Source organism: Streptomyces sp. NPDC020422, assembly GCF_044386705.1.
Taxonomy (GTDB): Bacteria; Actinomycetota; Actinomycetes; order Streptomycetales; family Streptomycetaceae; genus Streptomyces.
This window is the reverse complement of record NZ_JBIRVJ010000004.1, coordinates 75,960-94,058: the sequence shown is the minus strand read 5'-3', so window position 1 is coordinate 94,058 and position 18,099 is coordinate 75,960. Positions and strand designations below refer to the sequence as shown.

General features: G+C 69.5%; 15 protein-coding genes, 1 tRNA gene, 1 other RNA gene and 2 pseudogenes. 10 read left to right on the top strand and 9 right to left on the bottom strand.

The features are described 5' to 3' along the window. Nucleotides 1–65: 65 nt before the first annotated feature. Nucleotides 66–650, bottom strand: a complete 585-nt coding sequence (locus tag ACH414_RS11180; protein ID WP_398941579.1) for a dienelactone hydrolase family protein — start codon at nucleotides 648–650, stop codon at nucleotides 66–68. Between the two features lie 112 nt (nucleotides 651–762). Further along, nucleotides 763–1,392 carry a GNAT family N-acetyltransferase gene (locus tag ACH414_RS11175; protein WP_398941577.1) on the bottom strand — a complete coding sequence of 210 codons (630 nt, stop codon included), beginning with the start codon at nucleotides 1,390–1,392 and terminating at the stop codon, nucleotides 763–765. Between the two features lie 102 nt (nucleotides 1,393–1,494). On the opposite strand from ACH414_RS11175, the gene ACH414_RS11170 reads away from it, so the two are divergent. Together ACH414_RS11170 and ACH414_RS11165 are read left to right on the top strand one after the other, a co-directional pair. Beyond that, the gene (locus tag ACH414_RS11170) at nucleotides 1,495–1,812 is read left to right on the top strand and encodes a hypothetical protein (RefSeq protein ID WP_382538628.1); all 318 of its coding nucleotides are present in this window, start codon (nucleotides 1,495–1,497) and stop codon (nucleotides 1,810–1,812) included. A gap of 315 nt (nucleotides 1,813–2,127) precedes the next feature. Then, complete coding sequence (locus ACH414_RS11165) at nucleotides 2,128–2,688, top strand: hypothetical protein (RefSeq protein ID WP_398941576.1); 561 nt, start codon at nucleotides 2,128–2,130, stop codon at nucleotides 2,686–2,688. Here the strand turns inward: ACH414_RS11165 and ACH414_RS11160 are convergent. Next, a pseudogene (locus ACH414_RS11160) lies at nucleotides 2,685–3,546 on the bottom strand (IS5 family transposase). The gene ACH414_RS11165 and the pseudogene ACH414_RS11160 sit on opposite strands and share 4 nt — an antisense overlap. A gap of 814 nt (nucleotides 3,547–4,360) precedes the next feature. Between ACH414_RS11160 and ACH414_RS11155 the strand changes: the two are divergent. Further along, nucleotides 4,361–5,053, top strand: coding sequence for a hypothetical protein (locus ACH414_RS11155; RefSeq protein WP_398941574.1), 693 nt, complete (start codon nucleotides 4,361–4,363; stop codon nucleotides 5,051–5,053). A gap of 107 nt (nucleotides 5,054–5,160) precedes the next feature. Here ACH414_RS11155 and ACH414_RS11150 read toward each other — a convergent pair whose 3' ends face one another. Continuing rightward, entirely contained in the window at nucleotides 5,161–6,102 is a 942-nt protein-coding gene (locus ACH414_RS11150) for an SUMF1/EgtB/PvdO family nonheme iron enzyme (protein WP_398941572.1), read from the bottom strand. 65 nt (nucleotides 6,103–6,167) lie between these two features. Beyond that, nucleotides 6,168–6,941 carry an aminotransferase class IV family protein gene (locus ACH414_RS11145; protein ID WP_398941570.1) on the bottom strand — a complete coding sequence of 258 codons (774 nt, stop codon included), beginning with the start codon at nucleotides 6,939–6,941 and terminating at the stop codon, nucleotides 6,168–6,170. A gap of 355 nt (nucleotides 6,942–7,296) precedes the next feature. Between ACH414_RS11145 and ACH414_RS11140 the strand changes: the two genes are divergently transcribed. Genes ACH414_RS11140 through ACH414_RS11130 form a run of 3 tightly spaced genes read left to right on the top strand, consistent with a single transcriptional unit; the run spans nucleotide 7,297 to nucleotide 10,415 of the window. After that, the gene (locus ACH414_RS11140) at nucleotides 7,297–8,733 is read left to right on the top strand and encodes a hypothetical protein (protein ID WP_386562938.1); all 1,437 of its coding nucleotides are present in this window, start codon (nucleotides 7,297–7,299) and stop codon (nucleotides 8,731–8,733) included. A gap of 42 nt (nucleotides 8,734–8,775) precedes the next feature. After that, nucleotides 8,776–9,492, top strand: a complete 717-nt coding sequence (locus tag ACH414_RS11135; protein WP_398941568.1) for a class I SAM-dependent methyltransferase — start codon at nucleotides 8,776–8,778, stop codon at nucleotides 9,490–9,492. Further along, nucleotides 9,489–10,415, top strand: a complete 927-nt coding sequence (locus ACH414_RS11130; protein WP_386562932.1) for a glycosyltransferase family 2 protein — start codon at nucleotides 9,489–9,491, stop codon at nucleotides 10,413–10,415. Before ACH414_RS11135 ends, ACH414_RS11130 begins: the two co-directional genes overlap by 4 nt. A gap of 77 nt (nucleotides 10,416–10,492) precedes the next feature. Here ACH414_RS11130 and ACH414_RS11125 read toward each other — a convergent pair whose 3' ends face one another. From ACH414_RS11125 to ACH414_RS11115, 3 genes are all read right to left on the bottom strand, one after another. After that, on the bottom strand, nucleotides 10,493–13,114 hold the full coding sequence (locus tag ACH414_RS11125; RefSeq protein ID WP_398941566.1) for a valine--tRNA ligase: 2,622 nt from the start codon (nucleotides 13,112–13,114) through the stop codon (nucleotides 10,493–10,495). Nucleotides 13,115–13,211: 97 nt separating this feature from the next. Next, complete coding sequence (locus ACH414_RS11120) at nucleotides 13,212–13,823, bottom strand: hypothetical protein (RefSeq protein WP_386562926.1); 612 nt, start codon at nucleotides 13,821–13,823, stop codon at nucleotides 13,212–13,214. 302 nt (nucleotides 13,824–14,125) lie between these two features. Then, nucleotides 14,126–14,269 (bottom strand): hypothetical protein, encoded by a 144-nt coding sequence (locus ACH414_RS11115; RefSeq protein ID WP_386562923.1) that lies wholly within the window; start codon nucleotides 14,267–14,269, stop codon nucleotides 14,126–14,128. A 37-nt stretch (nucleotides 14,270–14,306) separates the two neighbouring features. On the opposite strand from ACH414_RS11115, the pseudogene ACH414_RS11110 reads away from it, so the two are divergent. Further along, nucleotides 14,307–14,702 (top strand): annotated as a pseudogene (locus tag ACH414_RS11110) (site-specific integrase); the annotation flags it as partial. 11 nt (nucleotides 14,703–14,713) lie between these two features. Beyond that, a complete protein-coding gene (locus tag ACH414_RS11105) occupies nucleotides 14,714–15,076 on the top strand; it encodes a hypothetical protein (RefSeq protein ID WP_386562921.1) in 363 nt (120 codons plus the stop codon). A 99-nt stretch (nucleotides 15,077–15,175) separates the two neighbouring features. Here ACH414_RS11105 and ACH414_RS11100 read toward each other — a convergent pair. Beyond that, nucleotides 15,176–15,263: transfer RNA gene (locus tag ACH414_RS11100), tRNA-Ser, on the bottom strand. A gap of 129 nt (nucleotides 15,264–15,392) precedes the next feature. On the opposite strand from ACH414_RS11100, the gene ffs reads away from it, so the two are divergent. Then, an RNA gene (ffs, locus tag ACH414_RS11095) (signal recognition particle sRNA small type) lies at nucleotides 15,393–15,491 on the top strand. A gap of 355 nt (nucleotides 15,492–15,846) precedes the next feature. Next, nucleotides 15,847–18,075 carry a DNA polymerase III subunit gamma and tau gene (locus ACH414_RS11090; RefSeq protein WP_398941563.1) on the top strand — a complete coding sequence of 743 codons (2,229 nt, stop codon included), beginning with the start codon at nucleotides 15,847–15,849 and terminating at the stop codon, nucleotides 18,073–18,075. Nucleotides 18,076–18,099: the final 24 nt, after the last annotated feature.

Sequence of the window (18,099 nt, the reverse complement as noted above, 5' to 3'; positions counted from 1 at the left end):
TCCTACCATCTGGTGAATCAGAGCCCGGACCGACAACAACACCCGCACCCCCCAAGCGCGTTCGCTCACACCCCGACCCCCGCCAGGAACCCCCGCACCCGCTCCGTCAGCAGCCCCGCAGCCTTCGCGTCGTACGTGGCGAGCCCCGGGTCCGCGAACAGGTGCCCGTCCCCCGGGTAGAGGAACAGCTCACCGCTCTCCGCGTGCGCCTCCACCAGCGCCCGAGCCGCCTCCACGTCCCCCTCGCCCACGAAGAACGGATCGGCGTCCATCCCGTGGATCTGGACCGGCACCCCCGCCGGCCAGCCCGCCCCGAACTCCTCGACCGGCACACACGCCTCGAACAGCAGCGCCCCCGCCGCGCCGTCGCGGGTCTGGGCGAGCTTCTGGGCGGGGAGGACGCCCAGGGAGAAGCCGGCGTAGACGAGCCGGCGGGGGAGCGAGTCCGCCGCCCGTACGCCCCGCTCGACGATCGTGCCGAAGCCGACCTCCTGCGCGTACCCGGCACCGGCCTCCAGGCTGTCGAAGGTCCGGCCGTCGTAGAGGTCGGGCACGTGGACCGTGTGCCCGGACCGCCGCAGCTCCTCGGCGAAGGCGAGGACGCCGGGCGTGAGCCCTTGAGCGTGGTGGAAGAGCAGTACCTCGGCCATGGCGGTGGGCTCCGTTCGTCGTCCGGGCGGTCGCGGCCATCATTCAGTGCCCCACTGACAACACAAGCGAACGAAGCGAACGAAGCGAACGTAGCGAACCGAGCGAACCCGACTACCCCAACCGCCCCAACCGCCCCAACCGCTCCAGCAACCTCTCCCGGCACTCCGGCCACTCCGCATCCGTGATCGAGAAGATCGCGGAGTCCCGCAGCTTGCCCTCCTCGCCCGGCGCCCAGGAGCGGGACCAGTTGCGCAGGACGCCTTCGAAGTGGGCGCCGGTCTTGGCGATGGCCGCGCGGGAGCGGGCGTTGCGGGCGTCGGTCTTGAGGTCGAGGCGGGAGACGCGCCAGCTCTCGAAGGCGTGCCGGAAGAGCAGGTACTTGGCCTCGGTGTTGATGCCGGTGCCCTGGGCGGAGGCCGCGAGCCAGGTGAAGCCGACCTCGATCGCCTGGAGCGCGTCGCCTGACTCCCGCAGCCGGGGGTCCCAGAAGGACGTGACGCCGACGGCCCGCCCGGTGTCCCTGCGTACCTGCGCGTACGGAGCGAGCGTCCCCGCGGCGACGCGGCCGAGCTGGGTGTCGATGTACGTGTCGACCTCGGCGGCCGTCGGCACCCAGGTGTACGTGTACGAGCCGCGCTCCTCCTCCGCGGCCACCGCGAGGTCCGCCGCGTGGTGGTGACCGAGCGGTTCGAGACGTACGCGTTCGCCTTCCAGCACGGGCCCCTTGAGTACGAACGCCATCGATCCCCCAGTCTCGGCTGTCCCCATACAGGGCGCAGGGTTGCAGAGCCGCGGGTCTCGTGTCGCGCCATTTCGGCGCGGGTCGGCTCCTAGGCTCGGCCTGTGAGGGAGAACGAGATCAAGCTCAAGGCCATCGCCGCTCTGACGGCGCTGCGCGGCGGTGTCGAGGAGAGCCTCGTCTCGGACCTGCTCGGCGAGGTGATTCCACGGGAGTTCTCGGTGCCGGCCGGCGCGACGGCGGAGGAGGCGGGGCTCGCCGTCCTCGGGCAGCTCTCCGAGCCGTTGAGCGCGCTCGTGAACGGCTTCATCCTCGCCTTCGACGCCGTGGCCGACGCCCACGACGCCGCGGGCGCGGAACCCGGCACCGAACCGATCCTCCAGGAACTGGCGCTCCGCCTGGCCAGCGACAACTTCGACTGAGGGGCGCCGATCCGCGCGGCACCGACGCGGGGCCCCACGCCGACGGGCCGCCCCCACCCCCCCCAACCCCCTTTTAGAGGCGGCCAGGTGGCAAGGTGGCCTTTGCCACCTCCGCCACTCCATCACGGGGCCGGCGCAGCCACGCCGTCGGCCGGCTCGGCGGCCACGGTGACGTGCAACTTCGGCACCCCTTCTCCCGAGGCGCGGGCGCGATCCTCGCCATGAACACGCGGGTGAGCCGAGCCGCCCCACGCACGAGTGATCATGCGGCGTGCCTGCGTGAACGGGCCCGGCGCGGTTGTCGAGGATGCGCCCATGCGCCCTCCCTCCTCGCTGCCGCGCCGCGCCCTGCTGCCCTTCGTGGCGGTCGTCGCGCTGCTGACCACCGCCGGTTCCGTCACGGCGACCGCGGCGGAAGCCTGCGGCTCGATCATCACCGCCCCGCTCGCCCCGCCGGTCCCGGCCGACGACCCCTGTCCCAGCGCCGACCCGGTGGTGTGCCGTATCCGGGTGATGCCGATGGACCAGAAGGTCGAGGCCCAACGGACCCGCATCCGCTATCACGACCTCCTGGAGGACATGCACCGCACCGAGGCCGACATGCGGGCGGCGGGCGCCTCCGAGGAGGAGATCGCCCGTGAGCTCGTCGACATGCGCAACCAGGCGAAGGAGATCACCCGCGCGGGCATGACCCCCGAGGAGGTCCGGGTCCTGGAGGAGCGCAACCAGGCCAAGTACGGCAACCCGCTCGGCCCCACGGCCGACCAGCTCTACGCCAAGTACGGCTCGTGGGAGAAGGTCACCGACGCCTCCATGCGGACCAGCTACGCAGTCGACCGCGAGCTCAGCCTCGAGTACCGCCCCTGCCCGGTCTAGGCCGTTTCTTTCGGATCATCTCGCCGACCAGATGAGATGGCGGCGATGTGGAGTCCGGCGAGGTAGATGGTGGCGGTCTTGTCGCAACGGGTGGCCAGACCGGGCCATTGCTTGAGCTTGTTGATGCACCGCTCGACAGTGTTCCGCTGCTTGTACGCCTCGCGGTCGAAGGCCGGCGGGCGGCCGCCGAGTCGGCCGCGGCGCTTGCGGTTCGCGGCCTGGTCGGAGGGCTGTGGGATCACGGCACGGATTCCGCGCCGGCGGAGATGGGTCCGGATCGCGCGGGACGAGTGGCCTTGTAGGCCAGGACCACGTCCGGTGTGATCCTGGGCCGGCCGATGGGTCGGGGCACCCGTAAGCAGGCCATCACGTCCGCAAACGCGGGTGTGTCACTGGCCTGACCGGGCGTGAGGACAAACGCCAGCGGTCGGCATTGGCCGTCGGCCGCGAGGTGGACCTTGGTGGTCAGTCCGCCGCGGGACCGTCCGATGGCATGATGCTCCGGCTCGCTGGCCGGAGCCCCTTTTGACAGGCCCCGGCGGCGTGCTGGTGGGCTCGGACGATGGTGGAGTCGACCGAAACGATCCAGTCGAGGTCGCCTTCGGCGTCTGCCTGGGCGAGCAGGGCGGTGAAGACCTTCTCCCAGGTGCCGTCGGCGGCCCACTTCCGCAATCGGTTGTGGGCGCCTCTCCACGAGCCGAAGTGCTCGGGCAGATACATCCACGGCGCGCCGGTGCGGTACTTGAACGCGATCGCGTCGATCACCTGCCTGTGATCACGCCACCGCCCACCCCGCTTCGGTGTCCGGCCCGGCAGCAACGGTTCGATTCTCGCCCACTGGGCATCAGTCAACGACACGCATCAACCAACGATCAGATGATCCGAAGGCTACCGGTCAAGTACCTTGGCGCCGCTGATGCTCTCGAAGTCGTCGCACACGCCTGGCGTACTGCCCGGCCCGAGACCTTTGGGCACGGTCAATCGAAAGCACCTGGGGATCTGCCGCACGTTCGTACAGCTCGACCTCGAAGGAGTCCGTGTCCGATTCGACGAGCCGGGCCAGGGCGTCCCGATCCTGCTCAGCCGTCGGACGTGCTCTGACCTCGTCCCTCCATGCCTGGCCACTCGCCTCGGCTTCGTCCATCCCGCCAATATATGCGCGGGCAGCAGCGTGCGAAGTCAGCCCGAACCGAGATCCGGAAGAAGCGCCCTAGCCCCGAATCCACCCGGGCCGCGCGGCCGCACGGGCTTCCAGACCCGCAAACGACCTGAGGGCCGGACCGCTTCGGCGGTCCGGCCCTCAGGGCTGGCGGAGGATACGAGATTCGAACTCGTGAGGGGTTGCCCGCAACACGCTTTCCAAATGTTCGTACGGGGGCCGGCGGGGGCCGCACCTGTCCTGACCTGCAGCGAAGAGTTCAGGGTGACTCTGTGCGGACGGGCCCGGATGGGGGTGAATGAGACCAGAACTGAGAACAGAACGGGCGGTCTGACGGCGCTAGCGCTGCCGGTAGAGGCCGAAGCGATGCGTGTCTTCTGCCTCCCTGGTATCGCCGGACGCGAGGATCGGCCACGAATGGCAAGATCCTTAAGTTTCCTGCGGTCTGAGGAGCCCTCTGGTTACACTCGATCGCACTAAGTGATCAAGCGTCCTCGGGAAACGGACCCCAGAGTGACAGAGGCCAACCCCTTCGCGCCGCCACCGGGACATGCGAACCCGCAGGTGTGGTCATCCCTGGACGACTATCTGTGGCACTCGTCTGAGATCGTCGCAGACCTGCTTACGGGCGGCCTGGTTCGCCGTCCGCTGATCGCCACAGCAGCGCCACTGGAGCATGGCGACCGTGCCCTTGCCGTCGGCCCCGGTCAGCGTTCGACCTGGCGAGCCCTGGGTAACGGACGCTACCAGCACAACAGTGTGGTTGCCGTTGGCAATCCTGCATTCGTCATCGGAAGTCTTATGGGTTCCGCCGTAGGCAACTCTGCCAGGCGGCGCCAAGCGGCGCGTGACGCTCAACCGCGGTGGGTGGTCGATGGCCCGGGAGAGGTGACGATCACCCGTCAGAAGTTGCACTTTGCGAGCAGCACGATCGGACTTGACCTCGATTGGAAGGCCCTCAGCACGGTTGACCTCGTGAGCGTTGCTACGTTCCAGACCAGCTTCGTCAACACTCGCGGCCAGCAGGTGACGACGATGGTGCACACGCCATGGGCTTCCCTCGCCTTCGCTGTCGCTGCCATCACTGCGTTTCCCGCGCATCCTCGTCTGCTGAGCGGTGGATGGCTCCCCCCGGGGTTCGAGCAGAAGTGCGCCCGCTTTGGTCGGCCATGCCGCCCCGCCGCCACACTTGCGGCGCGCGCGTGATTCACCCTGCCTCCTGGCAGAATTCGCCGTCGGCATGGGCTTGGGCGGGGCATCGCCCGCCGTAGGTGTTTCGCGAGTGAGCTGCGGCGACCTACCCTGCTCGGGGATCAACTCTCAAGCAGGGTATCGATCGTGGTCTCAGGTGCCGCGCAGCGGAACCCCGTGTCGTCGTCGAGCATCTCCGTGGAGGCGTCGTTGAAGACGGCGGGGGTGGCGCGGGCGAAGGGGCTGGTCCAGGCGCCGGCCTTGAGCTCGTAGCGGCCAGGCTCGGAGCGGGTCGAGCACCACTCCCAGGTGTTGCCGCAGAGGTCGTAGACGCCGTACGGGGAGACTCCGCTGTGGTAGCGGCTCACCGGGGTCGTGGAGCCGATGCCGCTCTCGCGGGAGTTGCACTTGGCCGGGGTGGCGTTGTTGCCCCATGGGTATGCATCGCCGCGCGTGCCACGGGCCGCCTTCTCCCACTGCTGGGCGGTCGGCAGTTCCTTACCCGCCCACGCCGCGTACGCCGAGGCGTCGTGCCAGGTCACGAAGACCACCGGGTGATCGAGGATGGCCTCGGGGCACTTGCCTCGGTGCCAGTGCTGGGGCGGCTCGTGGCCGGTGGCGGCCACGAAGCGCGCGTAGTCGTTGTTGGTGACCGGGAAGACGTCGATGAAGAAGGACGGGAGCCAGACAGGCTCGTTCTTCTCGCCGCACAGGAACGTGCCGGCCTCGACCAAGGCCATCTTCTTGCCGTCGCGAGGATGGCGGACCTGGTGCTGCTGAGGCTGGGGCCCTGGACTCGGGGTCTCCTGCGTGGGGAGCACCGTGCCCAGCGAGCGGGCGAGGCTCGCGAACCGCTCGTGGACGTCGGGGGCGGAGCCGGCGAGAAGTGTGTCCAGAGCCGCTTGGTTCACCTGCCTGAGCCGGATCGTGTCCTTGCGTGATTCCCACTTGGACACCATGCGGTCGCTGACACCGAGGCGTGCTGCGAACTCCTCCGTACTCATCCGCGATGCCTCGCGTAAGGCCCGGACCTCCAGTCCGGACCATCGCTCAACTGTCGCCACCCCAGGACTCCTTGTTGCTGGACGGTCCTGTCCAGCCTAGCCAGTGGGAGTCCGGCTTCGGAGCGTTACAACAAGTCGCCCTCGATCTCCATGTACTCCTTGCGGAGCGTGTCGATGATCGCGTGGGATTCCGGCAGCTCGATTCCGTCGATCGCGCTGACGGCGCGGACGCCGATCGCCGCGTTGGTCGCGAATGCGGCCCGCATGTTCGTCAGGTCGTTCAGGCGGACCGAGCGGGTTTCGTGGCCGTGGGCGCCCTTCAGGAGCTCCATGGTCACGCCGACCAGGCAGTCGGCGTTCGGCCAGATCACCTCGCTGCCGTCGAAGAAGCCGACGTTCCAGGTGCCTCCCTCCGAGATCACGTGCTCCTGGTCGAGGAAGAGGGCGTCGTCGAATCCGTTCAGCTGGGCCTGACGACGGTGGTGCAGGGTCGCGAAGAGACCGACGCTCTTGACGCTCGGTACGTCGCGTACGTAGGTCGTGGACTGCACCTTGAGCGGCGGCAGCGGGAGGGCGCCCGCCGGCCGGGAGGTCACCAGGATGTGCGGGTCGTTGGCCTTGTCCGGGTGGCCGAGGTCGAGGCTGGGGTCGAAGACGGTGACGCGGACCGTGGTGGATCCGGTGGAGGGAGCGGCACGCCTGGCCAGCTCGCGTACACGCTGCGGGTCGAGGTCGGTGCCGAAGAGCGTTCGGCAGTCGCGCTGAAGTCGCTCCATGTGTAGGGACAGGCCGCGTACGCGCCCGTCGTCCACTCGCATGGAGGTGAAGTGGCCGTAGTTGGTCAGGGCCAGGTTCTGAAGCTGGGCCGGCTCGACCGGTTCTCCGTTGAGTTCTGCCATGCGGCCAGCGTGCCACCTCGTTCACCCCGCTCGGCCATGAACGACCTGGTAGGGCGCCTAAGTTCGGTGAAAGTTCGGTCCTGGGGCGGTGAGAGGACGTTCCGACGGGGCGGCCCAGACAGCAGCCTTGTGGTGTGAACACGAGCCCCCCCGGCTTCCTCGCTGGCGCCGGGGAGGACAGCTCCGTCTCCGGCTAGTAGGCCATCTTCGCGATCTTCAGAAGAAGGCGATCACGGCCGGGGCCACCAACGTCCGATCTGCTTCGGAACAGCTCCGAACAGTCACAGCACGAGTGGGAGCAATGCGGATGAGAACCGACTTTCGAACGTCTCCGGCGACGTCGACGCCGATCCCCATGCAGCCGACCCTCCGCTGCATCGAGGAGCCCGGAGGACGAGCCGCCGCTCCCGGTCCCCGCCCCGACACGCGTCGCCACAACCTCGTCGTGGTCGGCTTCGACGAGATCGTCGCCAACAAGTACCTGCCCTGCATCAAGGACGCCATCGAGGCCGGCCACGTCGACTCGTACTCCGTCATCGACCTGGAGTCGGAGCGGCCGACGATCGAGGAGCGCATCCAGGGCGTCGACTTGAAGCCCCGGGAGGTGGTCTACCTCCCGGAGTCGGGCCGTGGCTCGACCGCGCAGCAGACGCAGCCCGAGCTGATCGGAGCGGCATTACGGCGCCTCCGCCTGCCCGAGCTGCCGACGAAGGTGTACATCGCGACCGAGGTGCGGGCGCATGAGGCGTACCTGCGCTACTGCGTCGAGAACGGGATCGACTCCCTGGTGGAGAAGCCGGTCCTGGCGCCCATGGCGGATGGCCGGTTCGCGCCGACCCGCATTACCGAGGTCATGCGGGAGCTCATCGCCCAGGCCGGCCGCACCGGTGCCAAGCACTCCGTGATGACGCTGAGCCGGTACCACCGCATCTACAACGGGGAGGTGCTGCGCTCGCTCGAAGAGCGGGTACGGGACTGGCAGGCCCCCGTCACCTCGTTCCACCTGCGCGCCGCCGGCGGGGTGTGGAATCTCCAGCACGAGTACGAGACGCGGGACGATCACCCCTACCGGTACGGCTACGGGATGATGATGCACGGCGCCTACCACTACGTGGACCTCGCCGTGCAGTGCCTGTCCCTCAACAAGCTCGTGTTCCCCGACCGCCGCTTCCGACTCGAAGTCAGCTCCTTCGGAGCCTTCCCCGCCGATCAGCACCTCCGGATCCCGAAGCCGGCCGCCAGCCGGTTCGAGGACGGACACCCCCGCTGGCCGCACTCCGCGACCCTGGAGAACGCCTTCGGCGAGACGGACATCACCGCCACGTTCCGCCTGGTAGACGTCGAGTCGGAGCGGACCCTGACCATCGGGACGCTGTCCTTCGAGCAGACGACGCCGTCCGTCCGCAGCTGGCGTGACCTCCCGGACGACGTCTACAACAAGAACGGCCGCACCTCCAGCGTCGACCTCGAAGCGCAGCTGTCGACCCTCTACTCCGCGCACGTCCACTGCTACGACGTGCCCCGCGGACAGAACGCGGACAGGATCGACGCCTTCGCCCGGCTGACCACGAGGGCGAACGCCTCCCTGCTGCCTGAAGAGCAGTACACGTCGGTCAGGACGTTCGACGGGCTGTTCCACAGCGACAGCAACCGGCAGCTCATGGAGAACTGGCTGCGGGGGACCGAGAACCGGAGCTCGCTCGCCGCGCACCTGCTGCCGATGCAGGTCACCGAAGCGCTGGCGACCTCCCTGCTCACGCCCGGCCGGCCCGTCGAGATCGCCGACTTCTAGATGCCTCCCCTCGCTCATCCCTCCAGCCCCAGGGGGTGCCCCTTGCCTGTACAGCACTCGAAGGCGTCCCTCCACGCCTTCTACGCGGACGCGTTACGGAACGGTCGAAGCACCGGAGAGCAGCTGCATGCGCCCGTCTCGGTGCGGTTCCGCGCCCTGCTGACGTCCCTCCCCGCCGACATCCCGCGTCGCGCTCTCGACCTCGGATACGGCGCCGGGGCCTACACCATCGCCCTGGCGAAGGCCGGCTTCACCGTCGTCGCGGTGGACCAGGCCCCGGCCGAACCGCTGCTCCGGCGACTCTCGCCGCACGAGGACCTGGCGGAGCGCGTCACGGTGGTGGAGTCCCTCATCGAGCAGTACGTGGTCGAGGAGGACTTCGGCCTGGTCGTCGCCAAGGACGTGCTCCACTACCTGTCCCAGCGCGACGTCGAAGCCGTGCTCACCCAGGCCGTACAGAGCTCCCGATCGGTCAACGTGCACTACCTGGAGGTCTTCACCGGGATCTCCCGTACGGATGCCCAGGGCGGTCAGGTCCACATCGAGGGCGAGGCTCGCTACACGCCGGAGACCCTCAGCCGCGCGGTGGAGCGGATCTACGAGGGCTGGGATGTGACCGTGAGCTGGGGCGACCACGCCGAGCAGGACACGCGCTCGGGGCGCACTTACTTCGAAGCGACTCGTGCGACCGTCACCGCGGTGCGGAGGTGCCGCGTTTCGGCCGGTACCGCGACCATGAAGGGACGGGAAGCCTCGTGACGACAACCGGCCGTGAAGGCATCAGCTTCGTCATCCCTTGCCACAACGCCGGCGACTACCTCGTCGAGGCGGTGGAGTCGATCGTCGAGCAGCCGCTTCGACGTCCGTACGAGGTGGTGATCGTGGACGACGGGTCGGACGATGAAACGACCCGGAAGGCCATCGACACCTGCGCCGAGCTGCCCGGCGTACGCATCGTCCGCCTCGAACAGCGCCAGGGGCACCACGCGGCCAGGAACGCCGGCCTGGCGGCCGCCCGGCTGGAGTACGTGATGCAGGTGGATGCCGACGACCGGCTGGCCACCGAGCCGTTCCTCCTGGCGGCCGGGTCCTACCCGGACAGGGCGGTGGAGATCCTCGAATCTGACCCCGACACCGCGTTCGTGCACACGATGTCGTGGATGTTCGGTGCCTTCGAGGGCTTCACCATCTCCTCGTACCCCTGTCGCGAGGACCTCGTGGTGCGCAAGCACCACGTCCCGACGTCGATCGTCTGCCGCAGGGCTGACGCCCTGGAATGCGGCCTGTACGACCCGAGGGTCCTCAAGTGGGGAGACTGGGCCTTCGCCGTCAACCTGCTGGCCAGTCGGTTCAGGCGAGGGGCGGCCAACAACATCCACTGCGTCGCCGGCCCGTTCTACGAGTACCGGGTGCACTCGCGAGTCGACCGAGTGTCCGACGCGGAGGTCTCGGAGCTCGACATGACTCGCCTCGTCGTGGAGGAGAACCTCGACTTCTTCCGGGACCGGCTGGAGCGAAACGACAGCGCTGCCGAGATCTCCCTCGACGTGCTGGGGCAGAAGCCGACACGCCTCGACGACCTTCTGTACATGGCGCAGTTCGATCTCCACCAGGCCCAGATCGTTGCGCAGCAGCGCGAGTTCTCTCTGTCGAGCCCGTACGAGGCGCTGGGGATTCCGTAGGGCCAGGGCCGGAGGCCGAGAGCCCGAAGGGGGCCCAGACCGTCTGGTCTGGGCCCCCTTCGGGCGTGTTTCGGCGCCTACTGCTGCGGCAGCCGGTCCAGCTGGGCCTGGATGCGGGCGATGTCCTCGTCCGCCTTGGCGAGCCGGCCCTTGATCTTGTCCACGACGTTGTCGGGGGCCTTGGCGAGGAACGCTTCGTTGCCGAGCTTGCCCTCGGCCTGGGCCTTCTCCTTCTCGGCCGCCGCGAGGTCCTTCGCGAGCCGCTTGCGCTCGGCGGCGACGTCGATCGTGCCGGACAGGTCGAGTGCGACGGTGGCGCCGGCGACCGGCAGGGAGGCGGTGGCGGCGAAGCCCTCGCCCTCCGGCTGGAGCCGCAGCACCTGGCGGATGGCCGCCTCGTGCGGGGCGAGCGCGGTGTCGGCCAGCTCCAGGCGGGCCGGGACCTTCTGGCCGGGCTGGAGGCCCTGGTCGGAGCGGAAGCGGCGGACCTCGGTGACGACCCGCTGGACCAGCTCGATCTCCTTCTCCGCGACCTCGTCGCGGAAGCCGGAGTCCTTCGGCCACTCGGCGATGACAACCGACTCGCGGCCCGTCAGCGTGGTCCACAGGGTGTCCGTGACGAACGGGACGATCGGGTGCAGCAGCCGCAGGGTGACGTCGAGGACCTCGCCCAGGACGCGGGCCGAGACCTTGGCCTGCTCGCCGCCCTCGAAGAACGTCGTCTTGGACAGCTCGACGTACCAGTCGAAGACCTCGTCCCACGCGAAGTGGTACAGGGCGTCGGCGAGCTTCGCGAACTGGTAGTCGTCGTAGTAGGCGTCCGCCTCGGCGACGACCTTGTTCAGGCGGGACAGGATCCAGCGGTCCGTCGCCGACATCGCGGAGGCTTCCGGCAGCGGGCCCTCGACCGTCGCGCCGTTCATCATCGCGAAGCGGGTGGCGTTCCAGATCTTGTTGGCGAAGTTCCGGGATGCCTGGACCCAGTCCTCGCCGATCGGGACGTCGACGCCCGGGTTGGCGCCCTTGGCCAGGGTGAAGCGCAGGGCGTCGGAGCCGTACTTGTCCATCCAGTCGAGCGGGTTGACCGTGTTCCCGAACGACTTCGACATCTTCTTGCCGAACTCGTCGCGGACCATGCCGTGGAACGCGATCGTGTGGAACGGCGGCTGGCCGTCCATCGCGTACAGGCCGAACATCATCATCCGGGCGACCCAGAAGAACATCAGGTCGTAGCCGGTGACCAGGACGGAGTTCGGGTAGAACTTCTCCAGGTCCGGCGTCTGCTCCGGCCAGCCGAGCGTGGAGAACGGCCACAGGCCGGACGAGAACCACGTGTCGAGGACGTCGGTGTCCTGCGTCCAGCCCTCGCCGGTGGGCGCCTCGTCGTCGGGGCCGACGCAGACCAGCTCGCCGTTCGGGCCGTGCCAGACGGGGATGCGGTGGCCCCACCACAGCTGGCGCGAGATGCACCAGTCGTTGAGGTTGTCGACCCAGTCGAAGTAGCGCTGCGACATGTCGGCCGGATGGATGTTGACCCGGCCGTCACGGACGGCGTCGCCGGCGGCCTTGGCGAGGGTCTCGACCTTGACCCACCACTGCATCGACAGGCGGGGCTCCAGCGTCGTCTTGCAGCGCGAGCAGTGGCCCACGGAGTGGACGTACGGCCGCTTCTCGGCGACGATCCGGCCCTCGGCGCGCAGGGCGGCGACGATGGCGGAGCGGGCCTCGAAGCGGTCCAGGCCCTGGAAGGGGCCGTGGGTGGTGATCACGCCGCGCTCGTCGAGGACCTCGATGGATTCGAGGTTGTGGCGCTGGCCGATGGCGAAGTCGTTCGGGTCGTGCGCCGGGGTCACCTTGACGGCGCCGGTGCCGAACTCGGGGTCGACGTGGGTGTCGGCGACGACGGGGATCGTACGGTCGGTCAGTGGCAGCTTGATCTGCTTGCCGATGAGGTGGGCGTAGCGCTCGTCGTCGGGGTGGACGGCGACGGCGGTGTCACCGAGCATCGTCTCGGCGCGGGTCGTGGCGACGACGATGGTGTCGTCACCCTCGCCGTACTTCATGGAGACGAGCTCGCCGTCGTCGTCCTGGTAGTCGACCTCGATGTCGGAGATGGCCGTCAGACAGCGCGGGCACCAGTTGATGATGCGCTCGGCGCGGTAGATCAGACCGTCGTCGAACATCTTCTTGAAGACGGTCTGGACGGCCCGGGACAGGCCCTCGTCCATGGTGAAGCGGTCCCGGCTCCAGGCCAGGCCCTCGCCGAGGCGGCGCATCTGGCCGGCGATCTGGCCGCCGGACTCGGCCTTCCATTCCCAGACGCGCTCGACGAAGGCTTCGCGGCCCAGGTCGTGGCGGGACTTGCCCTCCTTGGCGAGCTCGCGCTCGACGACGTTCTGGGTGGCGATGCCGGCGTGGTCCATGCCCGGCTGCCACAGCGTCTCGAAGCCCTGCATGCGCTTGCGGCGGGTGAGGGCGTCGATCAGTGTGTGCTCGAAGGCGTGGCCCAGGTGGAGCGAGCCGGTGACGTTGGGCGGCGGGATGACGATGGTGTACGCGGGCTTCTCGCTCTTCGCGTCGGCCTCGAAGTACCCGCGCTCTACCCAGCGCTCGTACAGCGGCCCCTCTACCTCGGCCGGCGCGTACTGGGTCGGCAGTTCGGTGGTGGGCGCTGTCTGCTGCTGAGTGTTGTCGGTCACGACGGCCATTCTAAGGGGGTGCCCCGGCTACTCTCGCCTGGCTTTTGCTGGCGTCACCGGGGCCCGATTACTCCCTTTACCGCCTCCGGCAGGTGATTCACTGTCGAACGGGGAACGCATTGTCGAGCGGTGGCACCAGGAGCTTGCCCGACTTCATGGACTGTTGGACATCGTGGATGGTCACATAGCGTCCCTGCTGGATGACGGGAGTGATCATCTCGACGCTGCCCACCTCGGAGAGGAAGAAGATCGTCCACGGGTACGTGGTCCGATCCTCGCTTTCCCTCGTGCGCGTGATCTCCACGGTCTCGGGAGTCGTGGCCCGGGTTCCGGGAAGCTCCTGCTTGACGGTCTCGACGGCCGTGACTTCGAATACGCGACCGCCGCCGCCAGGGGTGTACATGACCAGAAGCCGTGGCCGGGCCAGGCTCAGGTGGTTGCTGGTCGCCGGACACATGTAGATGCCGTGGTCCCGCAGCTCGGCGAAGGCCAGCTCGTTGCCCGGAACGACGACCGCGTGGTCGTGCAGTGCGCGGAACCAGTCCATGGCCACCGACTTCTCCCAGATGGGCTTGCCCTGGTGCTGGTGGGTCGGTTCGGCCAGGAGGCCACGGCTGGCCATCTTCGCGACGCTCTTCGGCTCCCGCTTGGCGAGACCACCGAAATCGGCCCGGTTCAAGATCTCCGGCAGCTCGGGGCGTACTGGCATGTGGCTGTTCCTGTTCAGGTGTGATGTCGTGCGAGCTTTGTGGGGGCGATTCGGCCCGTACGTTAGCCGGTTGCCGTGTGAGTGTGCTCGGTCCCAGGAACCGCGCTAATCGCATGTTCGATCTGTCGGATGCACCACTGGGCTGTCGCTGGCGCGGAAGGATTCTGTCCGCCGGCTACCGACTCTCGCGGTCTGACTTTTGCGGTCCGATCCGGTGGACGACGGGTCGCGGCCGGTGGCGGGGAGCACTCCCGACCACCGGCCGTCGGTTTCTTGTGGCTGGGGCCGTGCCTCTGCTGCGCTCAGTCCTGGTGTCGGCGGAGGCTGCTGGCGCCCGCAGCGACGACGGTCTTCAGCCGGCCGTACTCGAGCATGTCCTCGTGGGTCATGAAGGGGATGAGGACTTCACGGTGCGGGATGACGTACTTGAACAGAAGCTCGGCCATTTCGTGCGCGGCTGCCTGGGCCTCAGCTTCAGCCTCGGGGTTGTGGACAGGGAACGGTTACGTCACCGTCGGGGTCAAGGACGACGGCACCCCGGACCGGCGCCACGTCAGCCGCAAGACCCGCCCCGAGGTCACCGAGGTCGTCCGCGAGATGGAACGGCAGCGCGACAAGGGTGCGGTCCGCAAGGTCGGCCAGAGCTGGACGCTGGAGACGTGGCTGACGCACTGGGTGGAGAACATCGCCGCCGCGCACGTCTCGGAGAACACCATCGACGGCTACCGCGTCGCGGTGAACCACCACCTCATCCCCGGCCTCGGCGCCCACCGCCTGGAGAAGCTCCAACCCGAGCATCTGGAGCGCTTCTACAAGAAGATGCAGGACTCCGGCAGCGCGGCCGGCACCGCCCACCAGGTCCACCGCACCGTACGCACGCCCTCAACGGTGTGATCGTCGGCACCCCCGGCTGGACGCCGCCACCCCGCGCCGTGAGCCCCCAGGAGAAGGGCACCAAACTCGGGCTCGCCTTCCAGGCCGTGCAGCGCGCGATGAAGGAGAACCCGGACCATCCGTGGCCCAGCGTGCCCGTGCAGGCGTCCGACGTGGGCTTCGCCCGGCCCGCCAACGGCCTCGCCCGCTGGCACTGGAACGGTGCGGAGCTAGTGCCGGACGGCCGCTTCGACATACCGGCGCAGGAAGGGGAGGTCACGATGAGTTATGGCGGCACACTGCCGGGGACCATCCGTTTCACCGTGGACCCCGAAGCGGTCCGGGAACAGCTGCGCGGTGACGGCCCGCTGCCCCGGTGATCGGTTGTTGGGGGCCAACTGCAACCAGAACTGCAACCACACAACGACGAAGGTCCCGACCGCTGTGCGGTCGGGACCTTCGTTTCGGCTGGTAAGCCGTGGCGGAGGATACGAGATTCGAACTCGTGAGGGGTTGCCCCCAACACGCTTTCCAAGCGTGCGCCCTAGGCCTCTAGGCGAATCCTCCGTGGAGAACATTACATGACCGGAGAGGGTGCTCGCGCACACGATCCGGCGCGGGGGTCGATCGAAGGGTGCAGGTGGGTGGGGGTGGCCGGGCGGGGTCCGGGGAGGGGCGGGGATCGGGTACTCTGGGCGGAGCCCCTCACGTGGCGCTATCTGACTGAACTCCCCCAGGGCCGGAAGGCAGCAAGGGTAGGTCGGCTCTGGCGGGTGCGTGGGGGGCGCTTGCGTTTCCGGGGAGTCGTTCCCCCCGGGTGTCTCCGCCCAGGGAGTCGTTCCCCCCGGGTGTCTCCGCCCAGGGAGTCGTTCCCCCCGGGTGTCTCCGCCCAGGGAGTCGTTCCCCCCCCCCGGGTGCCTCCGCCCAGGGCGTCGTCCCCGGGTGCCTCTGTCCGGGGCCTCCTTCCCTCAGCGTGCTTCCCCCGGCACCCCCGAGCCCCTGGCCCCCCCGAACCCCGCCGCGCCCGGCACCCCGAGCACCCGGCACCCCGAGCACCCGGCACCTCCGAGCCCCGCCGCCCCAGCACCCCCCGCCCCCCTCCCCCCTCGCCATGCCCGGGTTGTCAGCGGGCGCCTATAACCTCGTATACGTGTCGTCTCTCGCGCTGTACCGCCGCTACCGCCCCGAGTCCTTCGCCGAGGTCATCGGGCAGGAGCATGTCACCGACCCGCTGCAGCAGGCGCTGCGGAACAACCGGGTCAACCACGCGTACCTGTTCAGCGGGCCCCGTGGGTGTGGCAAGACGACCAGTGCGCGCATCCTCGCGCGGTGTCTGAACTGTGAGAAGGGTCCCACCCCCACGCCCTGCGGCGAGTGCCAGTCCTGTCGGGACCTCGCGCGCAACGGGCCGGGATCCATTGACGTCATCGAGATCGACGCGGCTTCGCACGGTGGCGTGGACGACGCCCGTGACCTGCGGGAGAAGGCCTTCTTCGGGCCCGCCTCCAGCCGGTACAAGATCTACATCATCGACGAGGCGCACATGGTCACCTCGGCGGGCTTCAACGCCCTGCTGAAGGTGGTCGAGGAGCCGCCGGAGCACCTCAAGTTCATCTTCGCCACGACCGAGCCCGAGAAGGTCATCGGCACCATCCGGTCGCGTACGCACCACTATCCGTTCCGGCTCGTCCCGCCCGGCACCCTGCGCGAGTACCTGGGCGAGGTCTGCGGGCGCGAGGGCATCCCCGTCGAGGACGGCGTGCTGCCGCTCGTCGTGCGGGCCGGTGCCGGCTCCGTGCGTGACTCGATGTCGGTGATGGACCAGCTCCTCGCCGGCGCCACCGAAGCCGGTGTGACGTACGCCATGGCCACCTCCCTCCTCGGGTACACGGACGGGTCCCTGCTCGACTCCGTCGTCGACGCCTTCGCCGCCGGTGACGGCGCCGCGGCCTTCGAGGTCGTCGACCGGGTCATCGAGGGCGGCAACGACCCGCGGCGGTTCGTCGCCGACCTGCTGGAGCGGCTGCGCGACCTCGTGATCCTCGCGGCCGTCCCGGACGCCGCCGAGAAGGGGCTCGTCGACGCGCCCGTCGACGTCATCGAGCGGATGCAGGCGCAGGCCTCGGTGTTCGGCGCCGCCGAGCTCTCCCGGGCCGCCGACCTGGTCAACGCCGGTCTGACCGAGATGCGCGGCGCCACCTCGCCGCGGCTCCAGCTGGAGCTGATCTGCGCGCGGGTCCTGCTGCCCGCCGCCTTCGACGACGAGCGCTCGCTGCAGGCCCGGCTCGACCGGCTGGAGCGCGGCGCCGCCGCCGCGCCCCCGGCCGTGTTCACGACGAGCTCCCCGGCGCCGCAGATGGGGTACGTGCCGACGGTCGAGGCCCATGTCCCGCCGCCCGTCGCCCCCGCCCCGGCCCAGCCGGTCCCGTCGGGCCAACCGGTCCCGTCTGGCCAGCCCGAGCCCGGCGCCTACCAGCAGGCCCCCGGAGCGCAGACGCCGGCAGCACCGGCCGCCGCCCCGGCTCCCGCGCCCCAGGCGCAGGCCGCCGACGCGCCGCGGCCCGGTGCGTGGCCCGGGGCCGCCAAGCCCGGCGGCGGTGGGCCCGGGGCCTGGCCGGGAGCCGGCCCCGCGGCCGCGCCCGCCCCGCAGGCCCAGGCGCCGGCTCCGCAGGCCGCTCCCCCGTCCGCCCCCGCGGCGGGCGGCGGGGACATGGCGGCGGGCGCGGCCCAGGTGCGCAACATGTGGCCGCAGATCCTCGAGGCGGTCAAGAACCGGCGCCGCTTCACCTGGATCCTGCTCTCGCAGAACGCCCAGGTCGCGGGCTTCGACGGCACGACCCTCCAGCTCGGCTTCCTCAACGCGGGCGCCCGGGACAACTTCGCGAGCAGCGGCAGCGAGGACGTCCTGAAGGCGGCGCTCTCCGAGCAGTTCAACGTGAACTGGCGCATCGAGGCGATCATCGACCCCTCGGGCGGCGCCACTCCGCCGCCCGCCGCCGGCGGCTTCTCCGGAGGCGGTTCCTCCGGTGGCGGTGGCTTCGGCGGAGGCGGTGGCTTCGGCAGCAGCGGAGGCGGCGCGGCCGGTGCGGGCAGCGGTGCGGGCGGCGGCTTCGGTGGGCGCCCGGCCGCGTCCGCGCCCGCCGCCGCGCAGGCCGCGCCGCCCGTCCAGCAGGCCCCGGCTCCCGCGCCCGCGCAGGCCGCGCCGCCCGTCCGGCAGGCGCCCGCCCCGTCGACGCCGCAGGCGCCGCCGCCGGTGGCGCCGGAGGACGACGTGCCGGAGGAGGACGACCCGGACCTCGTGGACTCCGCGCTCTCCGGTCACGAGCTGATCGTGCGCGAGCTCGGCGCCACCGTCCTGGAGGAATACACGAACGAGTAGCGGCGTCTCGCTCGGTGGCCCGCA